This window comes from Streptomyces sp. NPDC096040 (assembly GCF_040303265.1).
GTDB lineage: Bacteria > Actinomycetota > Actinomycetes > Streptomycetales > Streptomycetaceae > Streptomyces.
Genome location: NZ_JBEOTA010000003.1, coordinates 317072 through 336231, shown reverse-complemented (window position 1 = coordinate 336231; position 19160 = coordinate 317072). Strand labels below are relative to the sequence as shown.

The window sequence follows — 19160 nt, the reverse complement described above, 5'->3', positions numbered from 1 at the left end:
CGAGCTGGATCAAGGAGCACAAGAATTGACCAAGGCACCGACGTCGAGCACGGAAAGGTTGCCAGTCATGCGAAACCGATTCGTACGAGCTCTGACCACCAGCGTTGCCGCGGGCATGCTGGTCAGTGGAGCAGCCGTGGCCTCCACGGGTAGCGCCTTCGCGATGCCGCTGGCGAACGCCAACGTGGCCGCCAGTACGCACGCGTCACCGAGCCCCACGCCGCACCACAAGAAGTGCCCCAATGGCAAGCACTACACGAAGGTCAACGGCAAGTGGGGTTGCCACAAGAAGTAACACCCATGTCAGGCGCGGGGCATATCCCCCGCGCCTGACATCAGAGAACACCGCAAGGTCGTAGCTAGTCGTACATCCTGATGCATGAACCTCGACTGAATACATGAGGTTGAAGCGTCGCGGATCACCGCTGAGCGTCTCCTAAACGTCACCATCCTGGCTGACAGCTTCTCCGTTCTGGAGAAGAGTCCCACTGCGGACACAGCCCGCAGTCGATACAGGAGAAACCAGGTGCTCACGATCCGGCAGGCTGCGACCGTCCGGCGCTTGTGGTACATCCAACAAGCCGTTGACTCCAGCGGTTCAGTCTCCCCACAACGTGAGGCGGCCCGTGCCCCGGCCAGTTGAGACCGCTCCGAGACACGGACCGCCAGCAGCGAAGCTCAGTCGGCGATCGGCAGGTACACCCGGTTCCCGCTCGCCGCGAACTCCTTCGACTTCTGGAGCATCCCCTCCGCGACCTCCTCCGGTGACGCACCGCCGAACCGCTCTGTGATGCTTTGGCTAATCGGTCCACCACGCCCGGGAACAGGTAGGTCCCCTGGGGGGTGTAGCAGGCCAGGGCGCAGACCCCAGCAGCCGGACAGGTTTTGACGGTGCGTCCGTCTCGCACCCTGGTGGCCAGATCCGGGAGCGTCCAGTTCCAAATGCCCTCGTCGCCTAGCTCGCTGTTCTGGGTGAGCAGCCGTTCAGGGCGGCGCAGGCGGCGCCGCACGGGCGGGGCGACGTCTACGGCGGTGCTCATGCTTCCGGGGCCCCTGCGGCGAGCAGCAGCGCCTTGACGGTGACCACGCCGTCGTGGGCGTGGCGGGAGTCCAGGACGGCGACGAGGGCGCAGGGCGCGCAGCACGATGACGCTCGCGTCCTCCGCGTGGAACACCTCGCGGGCGGCGGCGACCAGGCGGGCCGCCTCGTCGCGGTCGGCGGCCGGGTAGGTCAGGAGCATGGAGCGCATGCCGTCCGGCATGGGCGGCGCCACGGTGCCCGGGGCGGGCCCCTCGGGGATGGCGTCCGCCGAGGTGGCGGCGGCGCTCGAGGTGGCCGGCTGCGCCGGTGCGGTGCTCCCGGCCGGGGCCGCCGGCTGCTCGGGCTCCTCGTCCTCGTACGCCTCCTCGATGGCGGCGACGAGGTCGGCCAGGTCCTGGTCCGTGTAGCCGGTGCCGGCGAGGTCGCCGTCGAGACCGGCGATCAGCTCCGCCAGGGCCTCGTCGTCCCAACCCCCCGCCTGCGCAGCCTTGTTATCCACCAAATTGATGCGGGTCGCCGTCGCGTCGTCACAGATGACGATCTCGCACCGGGCGGCAGGCGCCCACTCCTGGCCGCCGCACAGGGCGCACGGCAGCTCTCCGTCCTCGGTGGTCGTCGTCATGCCGCAGGGGCCGGGGCCGTGGGCCAGCAGGGCCTGGAGGGTGTGGTTACCGGCGAGCACCACCAGGCCGTCGCCGGTGTCGCGGACGATAAGGCTGCGGAACTGCCCGTTGCGCACCAGGCTTTGCAGGATGACGGCCGGGTCGCCGCGGCGGGCGTTGCCGGGGAACGGGCGGAGGTTGCCGAGGGCGACGTCTTCGGTGCGGTCGTAGGTGGCCTGGCTCATGGCGTGTTGTCCCTGCTCGGGGGCTGCTTGGGCAGCGGAGCAGGGTACGACGGGCGGCGAGGTGGGGCCTGGGGACGACGACGAGGGGCCGCCCGGGCCGGAGGGGGCGGCCGGGCGGGCGGCGTCCCGAACGTGTCCGGGGCGGGTGTCCCGGACGCGGGGCGGGCATGTCCGCCCCGCGTCCGGTGGTGGGTTGTCCGTGCTGGTCAGTGCGTGTCCGGCGCGTCCGGCCGGTGGTGTCCGGCCGGTGTCCGGGGGTCAGCTGTCGGCGGCCTCGGGGGCGGCCTGCTCGGCGTCCTCGACGTGGCCGCAGCGCAGGCCACGCACTTCCTCCCACCCGTACTTGTCCGTCCAGGAGTAGCCGGTGGTGACGCTCACGGTCTTGGTGTTCGCCCGGGCCACCTGGCGCCACTGGCCGCGGATCATCACCAGGTCGTGCTTGTGGACGTTGTCGCGGCTGTACTGGCCGAACCGGCCCTCCGCGCGGGCCTGCTCCAGCAGGGCCTGGTCGCCCTTGATGCGCTCCAGCAGGGTGGCGCGGTCCCCCTCGTACTGCTCGCGCACGACGCTGGGGCCGGGGGCGAGGCGGGCCAGGCGGCGGTCAACGCCGCGCACCTCGACCTCCATGCGGTCCACGCGGCGCTTGACGACGTCGGGGCGCTCGGTGCGGATCTCGGCGGCGCGGGATGCCTCGACGCGGGCGGGCATGACCTCCGCCTGACGGGCCGCCTGGGAGCCTCGGATTGCGGTGTCGATGGAGCGGTTGAGGAGGTTGCGGTGGGCCTGGCCGCGGCGGCCGGGCAGGACCGGCTGCCCCATCGGGATGTGCTCCACCATGGCGTTCGAGCGGGCGTGCAGGGCGGCGGACTCGGCGGTCAGGCGCTCGCCCTTGGCGGCCAGGGCGGCGCGGCGGCCCTCCAGCCGCTCGTGCTTGTCGGCGCGCACGGTGTTGTTGTCCCGCACGGTGTCGTCCAGGTTCACCTCCACCTCGTGACCGGCGGCGCGCAGGGCCTCCGCGGCGGCGTTGATGGCCAGGCGGCGGGGGGCCTGGTCGCGGCTGCCCCGGATGCCCCACTGCTTGATGGAGGGGAACCAGCGGAACCCGTGGGCCTTGAGGATGGGGGCGGTGCCGTCGCCGCGCTCGGTGCCGTCCACCAGGGTGCCGTCCGCGTGGGTGTGGGTGATCTCGATCATTCCGGGTGGCTCCTTGCCTTGGGTGGGGTGTGGGTTGGGGGCCGGGGCCGGGCGCATATCGGGTGCGCCCGGCCCGGCGGGGGTGGGTCAGGTGGTGGGGGCCTCAAGGCGGCGCAGGTCGGCGGCGTGGTCGGACGCCTCGTGTGCGTCCTTGAAGTCGCCGCGCTTCCAGCGGGCCAGCATCACGCGCTGGTTCGGGGCGCTCAGGCGGGAGATGTACCAGGCCAGGCCCACGGTGATGGTTCCGGCGTCCAGGGCGTCCCGGCTGGCCTGGTCCAGGTCCGCCAGGCCCAGGCGCAGGTCCACGTGGTTCCAGTGCCTGCCGCACAGGGTGGCGATCTCGTGGGCGGTGTAGCCGGCCTCGGCGAGCACCCGGTAGATGCCGCTCTCCCGCAGGGGGGTGGTGCCGGGCTCGTCGACCTGGCGGGCGATGGTGCGGGCGGTGCTGGCGGGCATGAGCTTGGCGGTGGTGGTGGTGGTCATGTCGGGTGGCTCCGTCTCTGGTGGGTGTGGGTGGGGGTGGTCGCCGGGGGCCGCATATCGGGTGCGGCCCCCGGCTGGTGGTGGGTCAGGTGTTGACGCGGCGGCCGTAGTTGAAGTGGACCCAGGTGCCGTCCGTGAACTCCACGAGGATCACGGTCATGCCCTCGTCCACGCTGTGGATGGTGCGGTCTCCGATCTGGCGGCCCACGTGCAGGTCGCCGGTCACGGTCAGGGCGCCATCCACGGTGGTGCGGGTGATCTCGCGCTGCTGCATTGCTGTCCTTTCCGGTCGGGCCCTGCGCCCTCCCTCACGTGATCCATATTGGCAACTCGACATTGCAATGTCAAGTTGCATTGTGGAGTGTCGGGCACGTCGCCCGGGGCGATGTCCGGGCGCGTCCCCGGACAGGGGGCGGACACGCCCGGACACCGTCCCGGCCTGCGCCTACAGGTCCAGGTCCGCCACCAGGGCGGTGGCGTTGTCCGGTCGGTCGGTGGTCTTGCGGGCGGTGGCCACGGCCCGCGTGACGACCCTGCGGGCGGCCTGCGCGGGCTCGTCCACGAGCAGGTCGGACAAGTGGTGTCCGGCGTCCTCGTGGGGCTCGTACGCCCCGTCACAGGCGAGCAGCAGGCGGGCGCGGTCCACCTCCCGGCGGGCGGTCTCGATGGCCGGGTGGCCGCACTGCTGCTTGACCTCCTCGTCCGTCCAGGGGGCGCCCAGGAAGGTGGTCACGATGTTGCGGTTGCCGCCGTCCGGCCAGGTCTTGCTGGGCGGGAACACGCGGCGCAGGTTGTGGTCCTGGGTGAGGCGGTGGAGGGTGCCGCCCACCAGCAGGTAGGCGCGCACGTCGCCGCACCATGCCACCTGGAGGGCCTTGCTCCCAGGGGTGGTGACGGCCACGAGGGCGCAGGCGCTGGGCAGGTAGCGGCGCAGGTACTCGTCCTGGCGGGACTCCTCGGCGGCGTAGCGGGCGTGGACGGCGCGCAGGCCGGCCTCCGCGTCGCCGCGGCGGGCGGCGGCCTCGGCGACCTGGACGGCGGCGGCGCGGGTCCAGTCGCGTACCTCGTCGCTGGTGCCGATGCCGTCCAGGAGCACGTACGCGCGGGCGCCGGTGGGGGCGGTGCGCACGGCGGTGGCGTCGCACTGGATCTCCCGGCCGCCGATGCGCTGGGCGGTGGCGTAGTTGCGGTGCATGGGTCCTGCTCCGTTCCGTGGGTGGGGTGGGGCCGGGGGCCGGGCGCATATCGGGTGCGCCCGGCCCGGCGGGGTGGGTCAGGCGGCCACCTGGCCGCCACGGGCGAGGAAGTCGCGGTGGAGCTGCACGAGGGTGGCCAGGAGGGCGTAGCGGGTGGTGGGGTCGCCCTCGGTGGCCAGGTCGTGCTCCGCCAGGGCGATGCGGGTGCGCAGCTCGGCGTCCTCGCGGCCGCCGCCGGGCAGCGGCTCCAGGCGGTAGGTGCGGCGGGTGACGGGGGCGGTGACGTAGGCGAAGACGGCCTGCGAGATGCCGGCCTCCGGGTGGTCGGCGGCGTGGCCGGTGGCCATGAGCAGGGGCAGGTGGCCCTCCGCCGGGGTGACGTTGGTGACGGTCACGCCGTCCATGACCAGGGGCTCGGCGGTCTCGAACCCCTCGGCGGCGGTGTGCAGGTGGCCGATGAACACCAGCAGCTCGCCGCGGTGGGGGTGGCCGTCCAGGCGGGTGCGGAGGATGTCCGCGAGGTCGCGGGCGCGGGCGGCGCACTGGCGGTAGGCGTAGGGGGCGGTGCGGGTGGCGGTGGTGGTCATGGCGGTGGTTCCTTCCCGGGGGCCCCGTCGGCCCCTCACATCACTGATGATTGCAACTCTGTATTGCAATGTCAAGTTGCATTCCGGGCGAACGTGTCGCCCGGGAATGCGGCTGGTCAGGGGCGGGGGGTCCGCCCGGCGGCGGTCAGGCCGCGGCGGCCCACACGGGCCCGTGGTCCGGGCAGTGCGCGTCCCAGCAGTAGCCGAACGGGCACGACTGGTTGCGGCGGGTGGCGGCGGGCGCCGGGTCCAGCACGTGGTCCCGGCCGGCGGGCAGCTCCCCCACGCCGTAGCGGCGGGCGTTGACCACCATGGACAGGGCCTGCGTGGTGACGGGGGCGCTGGTCTCCCCGGCCGGGAAGAACTCGTCCGCCTGCGGGTCGTACCACTCCGCGTGGAGGCTGGTGGCCATGTGGCCGAGGGGCAGGATCGCGCCGAGCAGGGCGCCGGTGCGGTCGCGCACCTCCCACCCCTGGACGGGGGCGGTGCCGTCCATCGGGTCGCCCACCCAGGCCCAGGCACGCACCTGGGCGGCAGTCATGGCCACGAGCATGACGGTGGCCTCCGCGAAGTTCATGGCGGTGCCGGTGCGGCCGGTGAACAGGTCCAGGGTGCGGGCGGTGACGGTGCGGGCCATGGGGGGCGTCCTCTCGGGTGGGTGGTGCGGGGGGCGGGGGCCGGGCCCGGGTGGGCCCGGCGGGGGCGGTCAGCTGGTGGGGATTCCGGCGCTGTTGCAGTAGTGGGCCACCAGGGACTGGCCGGTGCGGGTGAACGCGTCCTTGACGCTCAGGCCGCGGGCGCGGTTGGCGTCGTAGGAGCGCCGGATGGCGTCCAGGGTGTCGTCGGCGGTCATGCGCTCGCCCACCTCTTCCAGGCTGTGGCCGGGCCGGTTGTCGGCGGCGATCACGCGGGTGGCCAGGGCGGCGATGGCGGCGACGGCGTCCTCGGTGTTCTGGATCCGCATGGTGGTGGTCACGGCTGCTCGCTCCTTCCCCGTTCGGGCCCTGTGCCCTCCCGGTAGTCACCATGAAAGCAACTCGACATTGCAATGTCAAGTTGCATTCCGGGTCGGGTGTCGGCAGGTCACCGGCCGGGACGGCGCCTGCCGGTGCGGCGGGCGCCTGGTCGGCGGCGATGGTGGCCAGGGCCTGGAGCTGGTAGCCCATACCGCCGAGGCCGGCCAGCGGCGTGTCCGCGTGCGGCCACACGGCCAGGGCCGCGCGGGTGTAGGCGGCGCCGCCCAGGGCGACCACCTCGCGCGCGCCGTCCAGGCCCAGGGCCCGGGCCTGCTCGGCCAGCCGGGCCGGGGTGACGCTGCCCGGCTGGCCCATGCGCAGCTCGTACGGCTCCAGCACCTGGTCCAGGGGCACCAGGCCGTGGAGGGCACTGAGCACCACCACGGTGCCGCCCTGGGCGGTCAGGGCGTCCGCCGCCCGGCGGCACGCCCGGTGATACCCGCCCACGTAAAGCTCCCCCGCCGGGGCCGGGCGGTCCAATTTGGCGCCCCCGCAGGGGATGACCACCACGCGGGCGGGTGCTTCCTCGAGGGCCGCCGCCGCGGCGGTCTGCTCGGCGGCGTGGGCCAGGTGCTCGGCCAGGCTCCACACGCACCAGGCGGGAGCCTGGGGGGCCGGTCGGCCGGCGGCCCGGGCGGCCTTGAAGCGGCGGGAGTACTCGCGGTGGTTGAGGTGGGCGCCGGCGTCCACGCGCATGTGGGCCAGGGGGGTGCGCACGTCCTGGTGCCAGGCGTACGGCCGCCAGCGGACGCAGGTGGTGCCCACGCTCACGATCGTGCCGCCGTGGGGGTGGCGGGTGCGGGCGCCCGGGGTGAACGGGGGCAGGTACTCCACGTGCATGCCGGGCTCCACCACGCCGGGCCCGGCGACCAAGCCGGGGACGGCGCCCCACAGCTCCGCGTCGGCGGCCTCGGCGGCCTGCTGCGGGCCGTCGACGGCGGCCGGGGCCTCGGCCTCCACCGGCTGCTGCTCGGCGGCGTGCGCGGCGGCGCGCTGGCGCAGCAGGGCCACGATCTCCGGGTCCAGCCGGTGGAGCTCCGCCTCCTCGTCGGTGGGCGCCCACCCGGCCGGGGCCTTGCGGCCGAGGCGGTGGGTGATGTCCTGGACGCGGGCCCAGGCGTCCCAGCAGCGGTCTTCCAGGGCCTCGGCGGCGTGGCGCTCCTCCAGCTCGGCGTAGAACCGCTCTCGCTCCGCCTCGCGCTGGGCCTGCTCGGCGCGGAACTGCTTGGCGCGGCGGGTCCACTCCTCGCCGCCCTGGAGCGGCGGGAGGGCCTGGTGCTCCTGCTTGCGTCCGCGCTCCACGGGGGCGGGCTGGAACGCGTCCCACAGGGCCAGGGCACGGCGGGCGTCGGCGGTGGCCAGGATCGGGCGGCGGCCGTGCTCGTCGGCGTCGCCGTGGACCAGGTACCCGGCGGCCTCCAGCGGGACGAGGCGGCCGGCGGCGATGGGGGTTCCGCCCAGGCCGGGGCGGGCGACCAGGCGCGGGGTGCCGTCCTCGTCGCGGACGAGGTGGCCGTCGACGGCGGCCCGGACGGCGGCGGCGTGCTTGGTGGACCAGGCGAGGGCGTGGGCGGCCTGCTCGGCGCGCCAGTCGGTGGGGCTCACCTCGGTGGCGGCCTGCGGGGCGTCGGCGGCCGGGGTGGGGGCGTCGGTCGCTTCGGTCGCCGCCGGGGCCTCGGGTGCCTCCTCGGCGGCCTCGGCCGGCTGCTCGTCGGCGGCCTGGGCGGCGGAGGCGGGCAGCTCCCGGACGCGGGCCAGGGGGCCGTTGTGGATGTCGGTGAACGGGATGTCGCCCACGTAGCGCACGCTCACCTTGAGCGGGAAGGGGCCGTTGCCGGTGCGCTCCTCGATCTCGTCGGCGTGCGCGGCCACCAGGCGCTCCCCTTCCTTGCTGAACACGGTGACGTAGGTGAACAGGCGCTCCCCGTTGCGGTAGTGGCCGGCCACGGTGAAGTCGCCGCCCTTGCCCTGCTTGAGGCCCAGGCGGCGCAGCTCCCGGGCGATGGCCACGGTGGGGGTGCTGGGGGTGGGGTTCATCGCCATGGTGGTGCTCCTTCGTTGTCGTGCTTGGCGGTACACCCCGATATAAGCAACCCCATCTTGCAATGTCAAGTTGCAAGGCGGGGTGCATGTCCGCAGGTGGGGCAGGTTCACCCCTGCGGGTCATCCAGGGTGAGAGCGTCCAGTACCGGGTGCGCCCGGCCCGGCCGGGGTGGGTCAGTTGACGGCCAGGGGGGTGGTGTCCAGGTCGATCAGCACGTCGTCCCGGTCCGCGTAGCGGATGCGGTAGTCCTCCAGCACGGCGGGCAGGTCCTCCAGGTCGAACACGGAGTTGCAGGTGAGCAGGCTGCCGGTGGCGACGTCGCAGGCGGCGACTCCGTACAGGGCGGGTGCGGGCATGGCGGCGGTTCCTTCCGTGGAGGGTGGGCCGGGCGCCTATCGGGTGCGCCCGGCCCGGGCGGTGGGGGGTGGTGGTCAGCTGCCGTCCTGGGCGGCGACCGCACGCAGGCTGGCGACGGCCAGGGCGGCGCCTGCTCCCTCGCGCCAGGCGACGGCGGCCGGACCGTCCCAACTGGTGACGTACTCCGCGGGCACGGGCACGCCGCGCCAGGTGGCCGGGGCCGGGATGCCGGGCTCCTCCTCGTCCAGGGCGGCGGCGGCGATGCGCTCGGCGGCCTCCGGGGCGTCCATGCCCACGCCGTGCTCAATGCCGGGGCCGCGCAGGCACCACCCGTAGCCGTCGCCGAGGAACGTCAACTCCCAGCGGATTCCGCCGTGGTCCACGATCCGGGTCACGCGCGTCCCAGGCTTGATGGGGCCCAGCTCGATGCCGGCGGCGGTCAGCTCCTCCTGGAGGGCGGTCAGGTGAACGGCGGGGGTGTGGCGGGGCAGGATCGACATGGGGTGTGCTCCGTTCTTCTGGGGTGGGGGCCGGGCACCGTACGGTGCCCGGCGGGTTGGGGGGTGGGTCAGGCTGCGATGACCAGCTCCACCTCGTCGGCGGTCTCGACCGCCGGGGCCTCCACGGCGACCTTGAACGTGTCCTTGCGGCCCTTGCGCGGGGGCACTCCCAGGCCGTTGTCCAGGTAGGCCACGGCGACCTGGTCGGCGTCGATGACCGTGCCGCCATTGGTGCGGGTGACGGTCACGCGGCCGTACTGGCCAACGGGCAGGCGGCGCAGCCACTTCTTCTCGGCGTCGGCCAGCTTGGCCTGGGCCTTGGCCTCGGCGTCCAGGGCCTTGAAGCGCTCGGCGTGCTGCTCGATCTCCTCGACGGCGGGCAGCTCCTCCACCGGCAGGGTCTTGTCCTGCTCGGCGGCCGGGGTGGCCGCGTGCTCGCCCAGGCGCTGGGCGATCTGGCCCACGGCCTGGCTGGCGATGCGGGCGGCGCGCAGGGCCAGGCGGTCCATGCGGCGGGCGGCGGTGGCGGCGGCGCGGGCGGCCAGGCGGGCCTCGTAGCGGGCCACGCGGGCGGTCTGCTGCAGCTCGGCGGCCTTGGCCATGCGGGTGGCCAGGCGGCGGGTGGCGGCGGCCACGCCCTTGCCGGTGCACTCGGCGGCGCGCACCAGCTTGCGGGCCTCGGCGACCTTGGCGCGGGCGGCCTTGGCGCGGGCGGTGGCGCGCTCGGCGGCCTTGGCGGTCTTGGCCTCCTCGCGGCGGGCGGTGGTGAGGGCGTCCTCCGCCTCAACGAGGCGGGTCATCTGCTGCGCGGCCTTGGCGGTGGTGTTCATTGCGCTGTCCCTCCGTTCCGTCCGGGCCCCTCGCCCGTCCTGACACTCACACTCTCGCAACTCCACATTGCAATGTCAAGTTGCTTTGCGGGGTTGCATGGTCGGTTCACCCGTGCGTCGTACGGCGGCCCCGGAACGGCCGGCGCCCCGGCCCCCTGGCGGGGGCGGGGCGTCCGTGGCGGGGCGGGGCGGTCAGGCGGTGGGCGCCTCGGCCGGGGTGCTGGCGGCGCGGGCGGCGGTGCGGTTATTGATGACCCGCTGGACCTCCGCGCGGCGGCGCAGCACCCGGGTGGCGGCCAGGACGGCGGCCCCGTCCACGGTGCCCGCCTCTGCGGGGGCGTCCTCGTCGATCGGGTTACCGGCGAAGTCCACCCGGATCGGGGCGGCCTCGCCGCGCACCCACACCCGCTGGCCCTGGGCGTCCTCGGCCACGATCAGCGCCACCTTGTTGACCGTGAACCGCTCCTGTGCGGCGTTCCAGCGGGGCATGCGGCGCATAGCGGCCACGGCCTCCTGGACGGCGGAGGCGTCCAGGGTCAGGGTGCGGTCGTCGTTGTCCTGGCCGTTGATGTGCAGGGCCTCCCGGGCGGCGGTGTAGGCGGTCACCCGGACCTGCCCGGCCGGGGCGGGCTCGTCGTCCGCCTCCGGGGCGTCCTCGACCTCGGGGGCCTCGGCCACGGCCGGGGCGGCGTCCGCCTCGTGGGCCTCCTCGGGCGCCTCGTCCACGGCCGGGGCCTCGGGGGCCTCGGGCTCCTCGGCGGGGGCCTGCTCGGCGACGTCGGCGGCCGGGGCCGGGACGCCGTCCACCACCCAGACCTTGGTGGCCACGCCGCCGTTGAACTCCACGGTGCGCCCGTCGGCGTCCTCCAGGTAGCGGTGGCCGCCGCGCTCGGTCCACTGCCGGGTGAAGGTGTGCGGCTCGCCCTTGAGCTGCTTGGCGGTGCCCCAGGAGGTGAACACCAGCTTTCCGCGCACCTCGTGCAGGTCGCCGTGCATCTGGAACGCGCCGTTGGCGCCCACGCCCTTGAGGGTGCGGTACTCCGGGGCGGCCTCCACGGCCGGGGCGGCCTCGGCGGGCGCCTGCTCGGCCGGGGCGGCGGGCGCCTCCTCGGCGGCCGGGGCCTCGGGGGCGGCCTCGGCGGTCCGGAGGGCCGCGATCTTGGTGCACTTGGCGCACGCCTTGCCCTTCTTGGACTGGGCCTCGGCGGCGGTCAGGACGCTGGTGGCGGTGCTGCCGCACAGGGTCACCATCTCGCCGGTGGGCACCTGGTGGACGGTGCGACCCTTGCCGACCTGGGCCGGGGCAGTGGTGGCGGTGGTGGTGGTGGTGGTGGTGGCGTTCATGGCGCGCTCCTTCGGTTCCGTCCGGGCCCCTCGCCCGTCCTGACACCCACATACTTGCAACTCCACATTGCATTGTCAAGTTGCATCACGAGACACGCCGGTGCGCTTCCGGATTGCAACCCGATATGGCATAGTGCTGGGCATGCCGACCTACGACCCCGCCACAGAGGCTCGTGCTGTTCGCGAGCTCAAGCGCCAGCGCACCAAGCTGAACGCCGATAAGGACGCCGTCACCGCCGCCCGGGACGCCCTGCACGAGGCGATCGTGCGCCACCTGCACGAGCGCAACGCCGCGCCCGGGCTGGTCGCCGACCACACCCCCTACGACCGCAACCACGTCGGCGTGCTCGCCCGGAACGCCGGCGTCAAGCCACTACGCGTCAAGGGCCAGCCGGCGGAGGTGCCGGTCTACGACGACGAGGTGATGGCCGCCGCCCTGGCGGAGCTGGACCGGCTCACCACCGACTACACCAAGGCCATGGACCGGGAGAAGAAGACACACGCCGCGCTCCAGGCCGCCGCCACCCAGCACTACGTGGACGGCCACGCCAGCGCCCAGACCGTGGCGGACGCCTCCGAGTTCGACCGCAACACCGTGATGCGGTGGGGCCGGGAGGCCAGGAAGGCAGCAGCCGCCGGCGCCTCGTAGCGCCCGCCGGCCGGCGGGTCCTGGAGGGCCCCCGGCCGTAGGCGGCAGAAAGGGCCCGCGCCCCGGACGGGGAAGCGCGGGCCCTTTGCCGTGGGCGGGGGAGTGGCCGGTGTCAGCGCAGGAGCGCCCAGGCGACCAGGACCGTGAACAGGACCACCGTGGCGATGGCCTGACCGCGCGGCACGTCCACCAGCCGGGCCACCGGCACGTTGATGACGCGCTCGCCGTCCGGCCGGAGGCCAGCGTGCTCCAGCACCCGGTGGCGCTGCGTCTCGCGCCACAGCATGCCGTCCGTGAAGCACAGGCCCGACGTGCCACCGCAGTCGTCGCACCGGTACCGCCTGACCATTTCGGCCACCCTCCTCCGTAGTCGTCTGTCCACCCATGGTGACCGATCACGGGCGCCAGGGGGAAGCGGCTTGCAGAACGAGGGCGGCCGGGGTTCGCTCAGTTCGACACGTCGAGCCTGGGGCCGAACAGGCGCACGAGGTCGTCACGGTGGACCCCTGAGCGTCCCGCCCCCTCGCTCGTGCGCATGGTGCGGCGCACCGGGATGCCCTCGGCGTCCAGCCGCTGCCGCAGGGTCTCCCGGTCGGGGATTCCGAGGTGGGCGACCGTGGGCAGCAGCGTGCCCAGGTGGACACCCCTGTCTGCGCCCACGGCGGCCATGACGGCGGCGACAAGCTCGCTACGGGCGGACAGGACGAGCTCCTCGCCGCTGGGACTGGCCTGCTTGGTCCGTTCCTCGACGTACGTACGGACGGGCGCGGCGTACCGGAACCACTCGGTGTCATCCAGCCGGTAGGGCGCGAAGTAGGCGTGCAGCGCGCGCTCCAGGTCGAGGCCGCCTTGGAGCGTCAGCACGACGTTGCTCGGGCGGAGGCAGAGCGACCCGAGGCGGTCGCGGAGGTTGGTGGTGTATCCGATCTTGACCCGGTGGCCGTGCTCGATGACGTACACGCGCGGGGCGTGGGCCCCGGCGAGGATGACGGGCACCGCCCGGGCGCGCTCGACCAGCCGCGCCTGGCGCTCTTCGAGGTGACCCAGGGCGGCCCCGTCCAGGGCCCCGGCCGCTCGGCGCAGCGCGTCCGGGACGACGCCCATGGCGACCTCGATCCGGTGGGGTGTGCAGAGGGGCACCGGCCTGGTGGCGGTGGCGATTTCTGTGCAGGGCCCGCCGTCGTCCATTCCGAGGCAGCGGGCAGTAGGGTCAGCCATTGTCGACTCCATCTCCAGTCGGCACTGGGCCCCGGCTGGTGGTAGCACACCGTTACCGGGGCCCTCCTGTCTGTGGGCGGTTCGCGACCCTACCTCTGGTCTCCACGGTGGTAAACGATCACTGTTCCGTGGGGGTTAGAGGGGTCCGGCTCGAAGTGGTAGTCCTTCCCCTCCGGCCAATAGGTGCCGCCTGCACCCAACCCCTCCTGAGGGCCGCTCTCGGCGTTGTTGGCGTTGGCGTTGGCGCTCTCACCTGCAACAACGCCGGTCCCTTGGGCGGGGTCAGGAGAGAGGGGCGGCGGCGGGAAATCCGAGAGGTGGACGCCGGGCCCATTCCCGGCCGCCGTGCGCACCCCCGGGCGCACCCGGATACCGGCCCCGTCCAGCACCTCCCGGACGGCCCGGGTGTGGGGGAGTGAGAGGTGCTGACAGAGGGTGGTGAGCAGCACCCCACGGCCCTCCCCGACGAGCCCGTGGAGGGCACCCGAAATGACCTCCCGAGAGGGGGGCGCCGGGGGCTCTGCAGAGGCCTCCTCGGCGGCCTCGTCGGGGGCCTGTTCGGCGGCCTCGACCGGGCCCTCATCGGGGGCCTGCTCGGCGGCCCGGGCGGGGGGCGGGCCGGGCACGTTGGCCACGCCCTTGCCGGCCTTCCCGGCGGGCTGCTTCTTGCCCTGCTCGGCGTGCTGGCGGTGGAGGGCGCCGAGGGCGGCGGCGCAGTAGATCACGGTGAGGCCCACCGGGCCCCACACGGGCCAGGTGGTGACGGTGCGGTACAGGCAGTACCCGGCGAACCCGGCCGCGGCCAGGCGGGCGGGCACCTTCATGTCCTTGGGGCCGTACTCCCCCGACAGCCAGGCGGCCAGGTAGCCGACGAGCAGGCGGGTGCCGGCCAGGTAGTCGGCGGCCATGGCCACCAGGCGGGCGCGTCCAATCGGTTCGCCGGCGGCCTCGGCGTTGGCCTTGGCGGCGCGGCGGGCGTCCTTGCGCTCCGGGGCCCGCTGGCGCCAGCGGCGGGCGCCCTCCCGGCCGGCGTTGATGACGGCCGGGATCCAGGCGAGGCTGGCGTACGGGCGCAGGTCCGGCATGGCGAGGGCCCGCCGGTGGGCGGGCTCCTCCCCCGGCTCCTCGACGGCGGCCGGGGCCGCCTCGGTGGGGTGCTGCTCCCCTGCCGTTTCGGGCGGCGGGGTCTTGTCGTCGGGGTCGTCGGGGACGAGGTGCAGGGCGGCAGTCATCGGCGTCACGCCCAGTGCATGGCGACGACCTCGATACGGCCGGCGAACCACTCGAAGGGGCCGCCCGCCCCGGCCGCCACGGTGAAGAACGCCACGCCGACCAGCGCGACCTTGCGCAGGGTCAGCTTCACGAAGCAGGCGATGGCCACGAGGATGACGGCGGTACCCGCTGCGGTGATGCCGGGGGCCGCATCGCTGATCATGCCCAGGCCTCCGTTGACCAGGTCGGTGACCCAGGAGAACGGGGGTCCGGCGGCCTTGAAGGCGCAGCCGGCGACCATGGCCAGGAACAGCGTCCACCCCCAGGACAGGGTGCCGACCTTGCCACCGCCCTTGGTGCCGAACCACAGCACGATGACGAGGAGGCCGGCGACGCCTCCGATTCCAAGATGGATCGTGTCCACAGGTAACTCCGGGGTCAGTTGGTGAGGTCGGCGAGGGGCGTGCCGTTCCATGCGGCACCGAGGACCAGGGAGGTGCTGACGGCGCGGACGAACCAGGCGAGCGGGGGAAGCAGGTTGCGGACGCGGTAGTCCACGACCAGGACCAGGCCGAGCAGGCCCAGGGTGACGTCCGCCTCCAGGTCGACCAGGCCCTGCTGGGTGACGAACTCGGCGCCGCGCGTGCCGTACGAGAAGACGCCGGCCCACACGCCCGCGCCCAGGCCGGTGCCGTGGTACATCAGCCACTTGTGCTCAGGCTTGACGTCCTGGCGCCACCAGGTGATGAAGTTGTGGCGCTTGGCCGGCAGGCCGGGCGGCCGGCCGAGGCCGGGCCGGGACCAGCGCGGCCCCTCCAGCACCTGCTCCTCCCCCACCTCCTCGCCGCCGTCGTCCGGCTCGTCCCCGACATCGGAGGCGGGCCGGCTGGTCTTGGACACGCGACGGCGGGCGGGCCGGGGGCCGCGGCCCTTGCCCTTGGGCTCCGGCTCCTCCTCGCCGTCTTCGCCGTCTTCGCCGTCTTCGGCGTCTTCGGCGTCGTCCGGCTCGGGCTCCTCGTCCAGGTGCGGCTTACGGCGGTCCCACCACGGCGGCAGCCGGTCGTTGTCCGCCCGGGCCGGGGCCGTCTTGGCTGGGGGGTCCTGCTCGGCCTGGTTTTGGTCGGCGGGCCGGGATCGGCGCACACGCCACCACTCCGTGAGCGTGCGGCCGGCCTGGTCGTCGGCGGCCGGCTGCGCCGGGATGGTGGGCGGGTGGTCGGGCATGGGCGGCGGCGAGGAGGCCGGACCGCCCGGGCCGACGCCACGGCGGTGCAGCTCCTCCCGGATGCGCGCCTCCGCCTCCTGCTCGGTCTCCGGGCCGCCGCCGTCGATGACGTGCAGCGTGCGCTCGTCGGGTCCGGCGGTCATCCGAGCACCCCCGCGATCCAGTCGCCCGCCGGGCGGGTCACGAACAGGTACCCGGTGCCAACGGCCAGCGCGCACAGGGCGTACGCGCCCAGGGCCCGGTACAGGCTGCTGTAGCGGCGGGGGTTGACGCAGAACAGGCCGCCGACGAGGGCGACGACCAGCACGTCCCAGTAGTCGAGCACGGGTTACCTCCGGGTGGTCTTGGACGGCAGCAGCCGCTGGGCGGTGTCGACCAGGCGGGCGGCCGGGATGGTGGTCAGGTGGCGGCGGTCCAAGCCGCGCAGCAGCTCGGGCGCGTCCTCGGCCGGGACCAGCCGGATGCCGCGGAAGCGCAGTTGCGTGCCGCGGAGCATCGGGCCGACCACGGCGGCGACGGGCACCACCGGGGTGTTGAGCAGGGAGGCGACGGTGCGCGCCTCGTAGTCCAGGCCGCGCATGCGGTCGGACACGTCCTTCTTGTCGTGCAGGAGGCGGTTGCCGCGCACGGCCAGGCGGAAGCCGCGGTGCCACTTCTTGGCGTCCACCACGGCGACCAGGCCGCGCGGGGAGATGCCGACCAGGTCCACGTTGGCCCGGCCGCGCGGCAGGGCGCAGTCGGCGAGGAACACCCACCCCTCGGCGGTCAGGGGCTCCAACAGCCGGGCGACGTACCGCTCCCCCGCCGCGCCGATCTCGAAGCGGCGGGCGCGGCGTTCCGCGCGGGTGGAGATGCCCAGCGCCGTGGCGATCCGTACGCCGGGGGTGCGTAGCTCCCGGGCGTGGGCGTCCGCCGAGTCGCCCGCGCCCTGGATCGGTCGGCTGCCCGGGCGGCCCGCCACCGGGCGGCGGGCACCCGTTGTACGGCCGGGGCCGCGGTAGCGCAGCCAGCAGTAGGCGGCCACCGCGGCGACGGCCAGCAGGACAGCCCCGGCCATCAGGCGCTCCGCTTCTTCTGGTTGTCCTGGCGGCGGCGGGTGCGGGTGACGGTGTCGGCGAACTTGACGGGGTCGCCGCCGTCGTCGCCGCCGCGCAGCTCCTTGACCCGGGCGACCAGGTCGGTGTCGCTGAAGTTGGGTTCCTCGCCGCGCGCCTGGCGGACCGCGGCGGCGATGGACAGCGGGCCCACGGTGCGCAGGCCCGGGCCGCCCTGGCCGCCGGCCGAACCCTGCGGAGGCTGCTGCTGGCCGCTGCCGGACGCGCCCGCGCCCGCCGGGGCGACCGGCGGCGTGGTCGGTGCAAGAGCGGCAGGCGGCGGCGTGGGCGGGGTCGGTGCGGCGGGCGGCGGGGTCGGCGCGGCCGGGGGCGGCCCGGACGGGTCCGGGACAGGCCCGGAGGACGGGGCGGGCGCGGGAGCCGGGGCCGGGGCGGACACCAGGTCTGGGGCGGCCTGTCCGGTGGTGTCCGCCGCCGGGAACTGCTGCGCCTGGTGGGCGGCCTGGGCCAGGATCGCCTCCGCCGCCTGGAACTCCGGACCCGCGGCCCGCATCTGGACGGCCCGCCGGTTGAGGCGGGCCAGACGGGTGCCGAGCAGGAACCGGCCGGCCATGTGCTGCTCCTCCTCGGCCACCCAGTGGGCGACGCCGGGGTTCAGCTGCACGCGGTCCAGGCCCATGATCAGGTACCAAATGCCCTTGGCTAGCAGATCCAGGCAGGAGCCGACGACACCGGCGGCCAGCAGGTCCAGGGTGTGGCCGTAGGTGATGACGGCGCCCATGCTGGTGACCAGGGCCACCCATCCGCCGACCCGCGCCCGCTGGGCGCGGTCGGCGTCCACGCGCTCGATATGTTCAACTCCCAAGCACGCCAACCAGGCGGACGTAAAGACGACCCCGGTGGAGTACGCGACGGCGGGGTGCAGCATTCGAGACAGCAGACCGCCGACGCTCGCCGTGGTCCCGGCTGCAGCCAGGAGCGTGACGACAATCGCCACGGCGATCACGCCGCGCCGAATGATCTCGTCCCAGTCACGCGGCGGCAGCGCCACGTACGTGGTGTACGGCACGCGCCGGGTGGAGGGGCGGCCGTCGATGACGGTCGTCTCTAGCCGCTCCCGCGTGACCTTCTTGTAGCGGGCTCCGGGGATGCGGGCCTGCTGCTCGGGCGCCGGACCCTGGTTGTTCATGCCGAGACCTTCCGTGTGTCGCTGGGCTGGCTGGTCGGGTAGTTGTCGACGACGTCCAGGACGAGGGCGCGCGCCCGGTCCGGGAAGTACTCACGCCCCCTCACCGGCCGTTCGCCGGCGAGCTTGAGCGTTGCGATCACGTGGCGTTCGAGGGCCGGGGCGACGCCGTCCGGCAGCTCCGTGAGGAGCCGGTGCACCGTGGTGAAGCCATCGGCCGCGTGATCTGCGAACCGGCGGCGCCCGTCGCCCGACGTGATGCCGAACTTCAGGAGCTCGGCGTCCTCGTTGGTGAGCACGTAGAAGGCGTTCGTGTCTCGCCCTCGGCACTTGAGGCAGATCCCGTAACGCATGGCGTGGTTCGGCATCGGGCGGCACTCGTGACCGGCAGCACAGATCACGCGATGGGGCACCTTATTGCCAAACCACTTCGCCTCAAGGAGCGTTGCGCCGAGGTCGGCCAGCCGCTGGCGGAACGCTTGCTCTGCAGCGTGCGGGTCCCGCTGGGCGCAGATACGGCACACGTTGGCGCCCCTGGCGACGTCCACGGGCCGTGGTGAGCACTCGTGCCCAGCACTGCACACTGCTCGATGCCGGGTCTCGCTGCCCAGGTAGTCGCCGCCGTCCAGCAGTGTTGCGCCCACCTCGGTGAGCCGCGCGCGAAACGCCGCCTCGGCTTTGGTCATCCGGGCCGCGATCGTGCGCTCCATGCCGCACGTCTGGCAGCCTCCCCGCCCTCGCGACAACTGGTTTGGCGAGTAGGCGCACTCGTGCCCCTTGGGGCAGATCGCGCGGTAGTACTCGGCGCAACCGCGCCATTCGACGTCGACGAGGGTCACCCCTAGTTCGGCCAGCCGGGCACGGAACTTAGCTGCAGCCGTGTCGCTCCGGGCGCCTGGGCACCTGCGGCACACTCCCCTGCCGCTCGCCACCATGGCGGGTCGCGGCAGGCACTCATGGCCGTTGACGCACCGGACGCGGTGCGCCTTCCCTGCGCCGAGCCAGGCGGGCTCCAGCAGCGTGGCGCCCAGCTCGGCCAGACGCGCACGAAACGCTGCCTCGGCGCGTCGGGAGCGCTCGCTCCGCCGCGTCGGCGTCTCGGTCTGGGGCATGGCACTGTCCTCCGGGCTCGTCGTCAGGGGGGAGAGGCCCGGGCCGCCGCCCCGCAAGGGGAG

At 74.0% G+C, this 19160-nt stretch carries 21 protein-coding genes and 1 pseudogene; 2 read left to right on the top strand and 20 right to left on the bottom strand.

Annotation, left to right across the window (positions count from 1 at the left end; translation table 11 throughout):
• Window positions 1–67 precede the first annotated feature (67 nt).
• Window positions 68–295 carry a hypothetical protein gene (locus ABTY98_RS05315; protein ID WP_352219518.1) on the top strand — a complete coding sequence of 76 codons (228 nt, stop codon included), beginning with the start codon at window positions 68–70 and terminating at the stop codon, window positions 293–295.
• Between the two features lie 508 nt (window positions 296–803).
• Here ABTY98_RS05315 and ABTY98_RS05310 read toward each other — a convergent pair.
• The 11 genes and pseudogenes from ABTY98_RS05310 to ABTY98_RS05260 form a co-directional block, all read right to left on the bottom strand.
• Window positions 804–1040 (bottom strand): annotated as a pseudogene (locus tag ABTY98_RS05310) (GP88 family protein); the annotation flags it as partial.
• A 1107-nt stretch (window positions 1041–2147) separates the two neighbouring features.
• Window positions 2148–3083, bottom strand: a complete 936-nt coding sequence (locus tag ABTY98_RS05305) for a DUF3560 domain-containing protein (protein WP_352219517.1) — start codon at window positions 3081–3083, stop codon at window positions 2148–2150.
• A gap of 87 nt (window positions 3084–3170) precedes the next feature.
• Window positions 3171–3566: a ParB-like helix-turn-helix domain-containing protein gene (locus tag ABTY98_RS05300; RefSeq protein WP_352219516.1), complete on the bottom strand. Its 396-nt coding sequence runs from the start codon at window positions 3564–3566 to the stop codon at window positions 3171–3173.
• 85 nt (window positions 3567–3651) lie between these two features.
• Window positions 3652–3840, bottom strand: coding sequence for a hypothetical protein (locus ABTY98_RS05295; RefSeq protein ID WP_352219515.1), 189 nt, complete (start codon window positions 3838–3840; stop codon window positions 3652–3654).
• A 171-nt stretch (window positions 3841–4011) separates the two neighbouring features.
• Window positions 4012–4761 (bottom strand): PP2C family protein-serine/threonine phosphatase, encoded by a 750-nt coding sequence (locus ABTY98_RS05290; RefSeq protein ID WP_352219514.1) that lies wholly within the window; start codon window positions 4759–4761, stop codon window positions 4012–4014.
• A 78-nt stretch (window positions 4762–4839) separates the two neighbouring features.
• Window positions 4840–5349: a hypothetical protein gene (locus ABTY98_RS05285; protein ID WP_352219513.1), complete on the bottom strand. Its 510-nt coding sequence runs from the start codon at window positions 5347–5349 to the stop codon at window positions 4840–4842.
• Window positions 5350–5465: 116 nt separating this feature from the next.
• Entirely contained in the window at window positions 5466–8408 is a 2943-nt protein-coding gene (locus tag ABTY98_RS05280) for a DUF6884 domain-containing protein (RefSeq protein ID WP_352219512.1), read from the bottom strand.
• Window positions 8409–8582: 174 nt separating this feature from the next.
• Window positions 8583–8765 carry a hypothetical protein gene (locus ABTY98_RS05275; RefSeq protein ID WP_352219511.1) on the bottom strand — a complete coding sequence of 61 codons (183 nt, stop codon included), beginning with the start codon at window positions 8763–8765 and terminating at the stop codon, window positions 8583–8585.
• A gap of 75 nt (window positions 8766–8840) precedes the next feature.
• Window positions 8841–9266: a hypothetical protein gene (locus ABTY98_RS05270; RefSeq protein WP_352219510.1), complete on the bottom strand. Its 426-nt coding sequence runs from the start codon at window positions 9264–9266 to the stop codon at window positions 8841–8843.
• 68 nt (window positions 9267–9334) lie between these two features.
• Window positions 9335–10096, bottom strand: coding sequence for a hypothetical protein (locus tag ABTY98_RS05265; RefSeq protein ID WP_352219509.1), 762 nt, complete (start codon window positions 10094–10096; stop codon window positions 9335–9337).
• Window positions 10097–10288: 192 nt separating this feature from the next.
• Window positions 10289–11440, bottom strand: a complete 1152-nt coding sequence (locus ABTY98_RS05260) for a hypothetical protein (RefSeq protein ID WP_352219508.1) — start codon at window positions 11438–11440, stop codon at window positions 10289–10291.
• A 142-nt stretch (window positions 11441–11582) separates the two neighbouring features.
• Between ABTY98_RS05260 and ABTY98_RS05255 the strand changes: the two genes are divergently transcribed.
• Window positions 11583–12089 (top strand): hypothetical protein, encoded by a 507-nt coding sequence (locus ABTY98_RS05255; RefSeq protein WP_352219507.1) that lies wholly within the window; start codon window positions 11583–11585, stop codon window positions 12087–12089.
• Window positions 12090–12201: 112 nt separating this feature from the next.
• Here ABTY98_RS05255 and ABTY98_RS05250 read toward each other — a convergent pair whose 3' ends face one another.
• The 9 genes from ABTY98_RS05250 to ABTY98_RS05210 form a co-directional block, all read right to left on the bottom strand.
• Window positions 12202–12438 carry a hypothetical protein gene (locus ABTY98_RS05250; protein ID WP_352219506.1) on the bottom strand — a complete coding sequence of 79 codons (237 nt, stop codon included), beginning with the start codon at window positions 12436–12438 and terminating at the stop codon, window positions 12202–12204.
• A 98-nt stretch (window positions 12439–12536) separates the two neighbouring features.
• Window positions 12537–13307 (bottom strand): GIY-YIG nuclease family protein, encoded by a 771-nt coding sequence (locus ABTY98_RS05245; protein WP_352219505.1) that lies wholly within the window; start codon window positions 13305–13307, stop codon window positions 12537–12539.
• A gap of 89 nt (window positions 13308–13396) precedes the next feature.
• On the bottom strand, window positions 13397–14548 hold the full coding sequence (locus tag ABTY98_RS05240) for a hypothetical protein (RefSeq protein ID WP_352219504.1): 1152 nt from the start codon (window positions 14546–14548) through the stop codon (window positions 13397–13399).
• Entirely contained in the window at window positions 14545–14943 is a 399-nt protein-coding gene (locus tag ABTY98_RS05235) for a hypothetical protein (protein WP_352219503.1), read from the bottom strand. The genes ABTY98_RS05240 and ABTY98_RS05235 overlap by 4 nt, the downstream gene beginning before the upstream one ends.
• Window positions 14944–14957: 14 nt before the next feature.
• The gene (locus ABTY98_RS05230) at window positions 14958–15887 is read right to left on the bottom strand and encodes a hypothetical protein (protein ID WP_352219502.1); all 930 of its coding nucleotides are present in this window, start codon (window positions 15885–15887) and stop codon (window positions 14958–14960) included.
• Complete coding sequence (locus ABTY98_RS05225; protein WP_352219501.1) at window positions 15884–16069, bottom strand: hypothetical protein; 186 nt, start codon at window positions 16067–16069, stop codon at window positions 15884–15886. The genes ABTY98_RS05230 and ABTY98_RS05225 overlap by 4 nt, the downstream gene beginning before the upstream one ends.
• 3 nt (window positions 16070–16072) lie before the next feature.
• Entirely contained in the window at window positions 16073–16801 is a 729-nt protein-coding gene (locus tag ABTY98_RS05220) for a nuclease-related domain-containing protein (protein ID WP_352219500.1), read from the bottom strand.
• The gene (locus ABTY98_RS05215; RefSeq protein ID WP_352219499.1) at window positions 16801–17988 is read right to left on the bottom strand and encodes a hypothetical protein; all 1188 of its coding nucleotides are present in this window, start codon (window positions 17986–17988) and stop codon (window positions 16801–16803) included. Before ABTY98_RS05215 ends, ABTY98_RS05220 begins: the two co-directional genes overlap by 1 nt.
• Window positions 17985–19097 (bottom strand): hypothetical protein, encoded by a 1113-nt coding sequence (locus ABTY98_RS05210; RefSeq protein WP_352219498.1) that lies wholly within the window; start codon window positions 19095–19097, stop codon window positions 17985–17987. The genes ABTY98_RS05215 and ABTY98_RS05210 overlap by 4 nt, the downstream gene beginning before the upstream one ends.
• Window positions 19098–19160 lie beyond the last annotated feature (63 nt).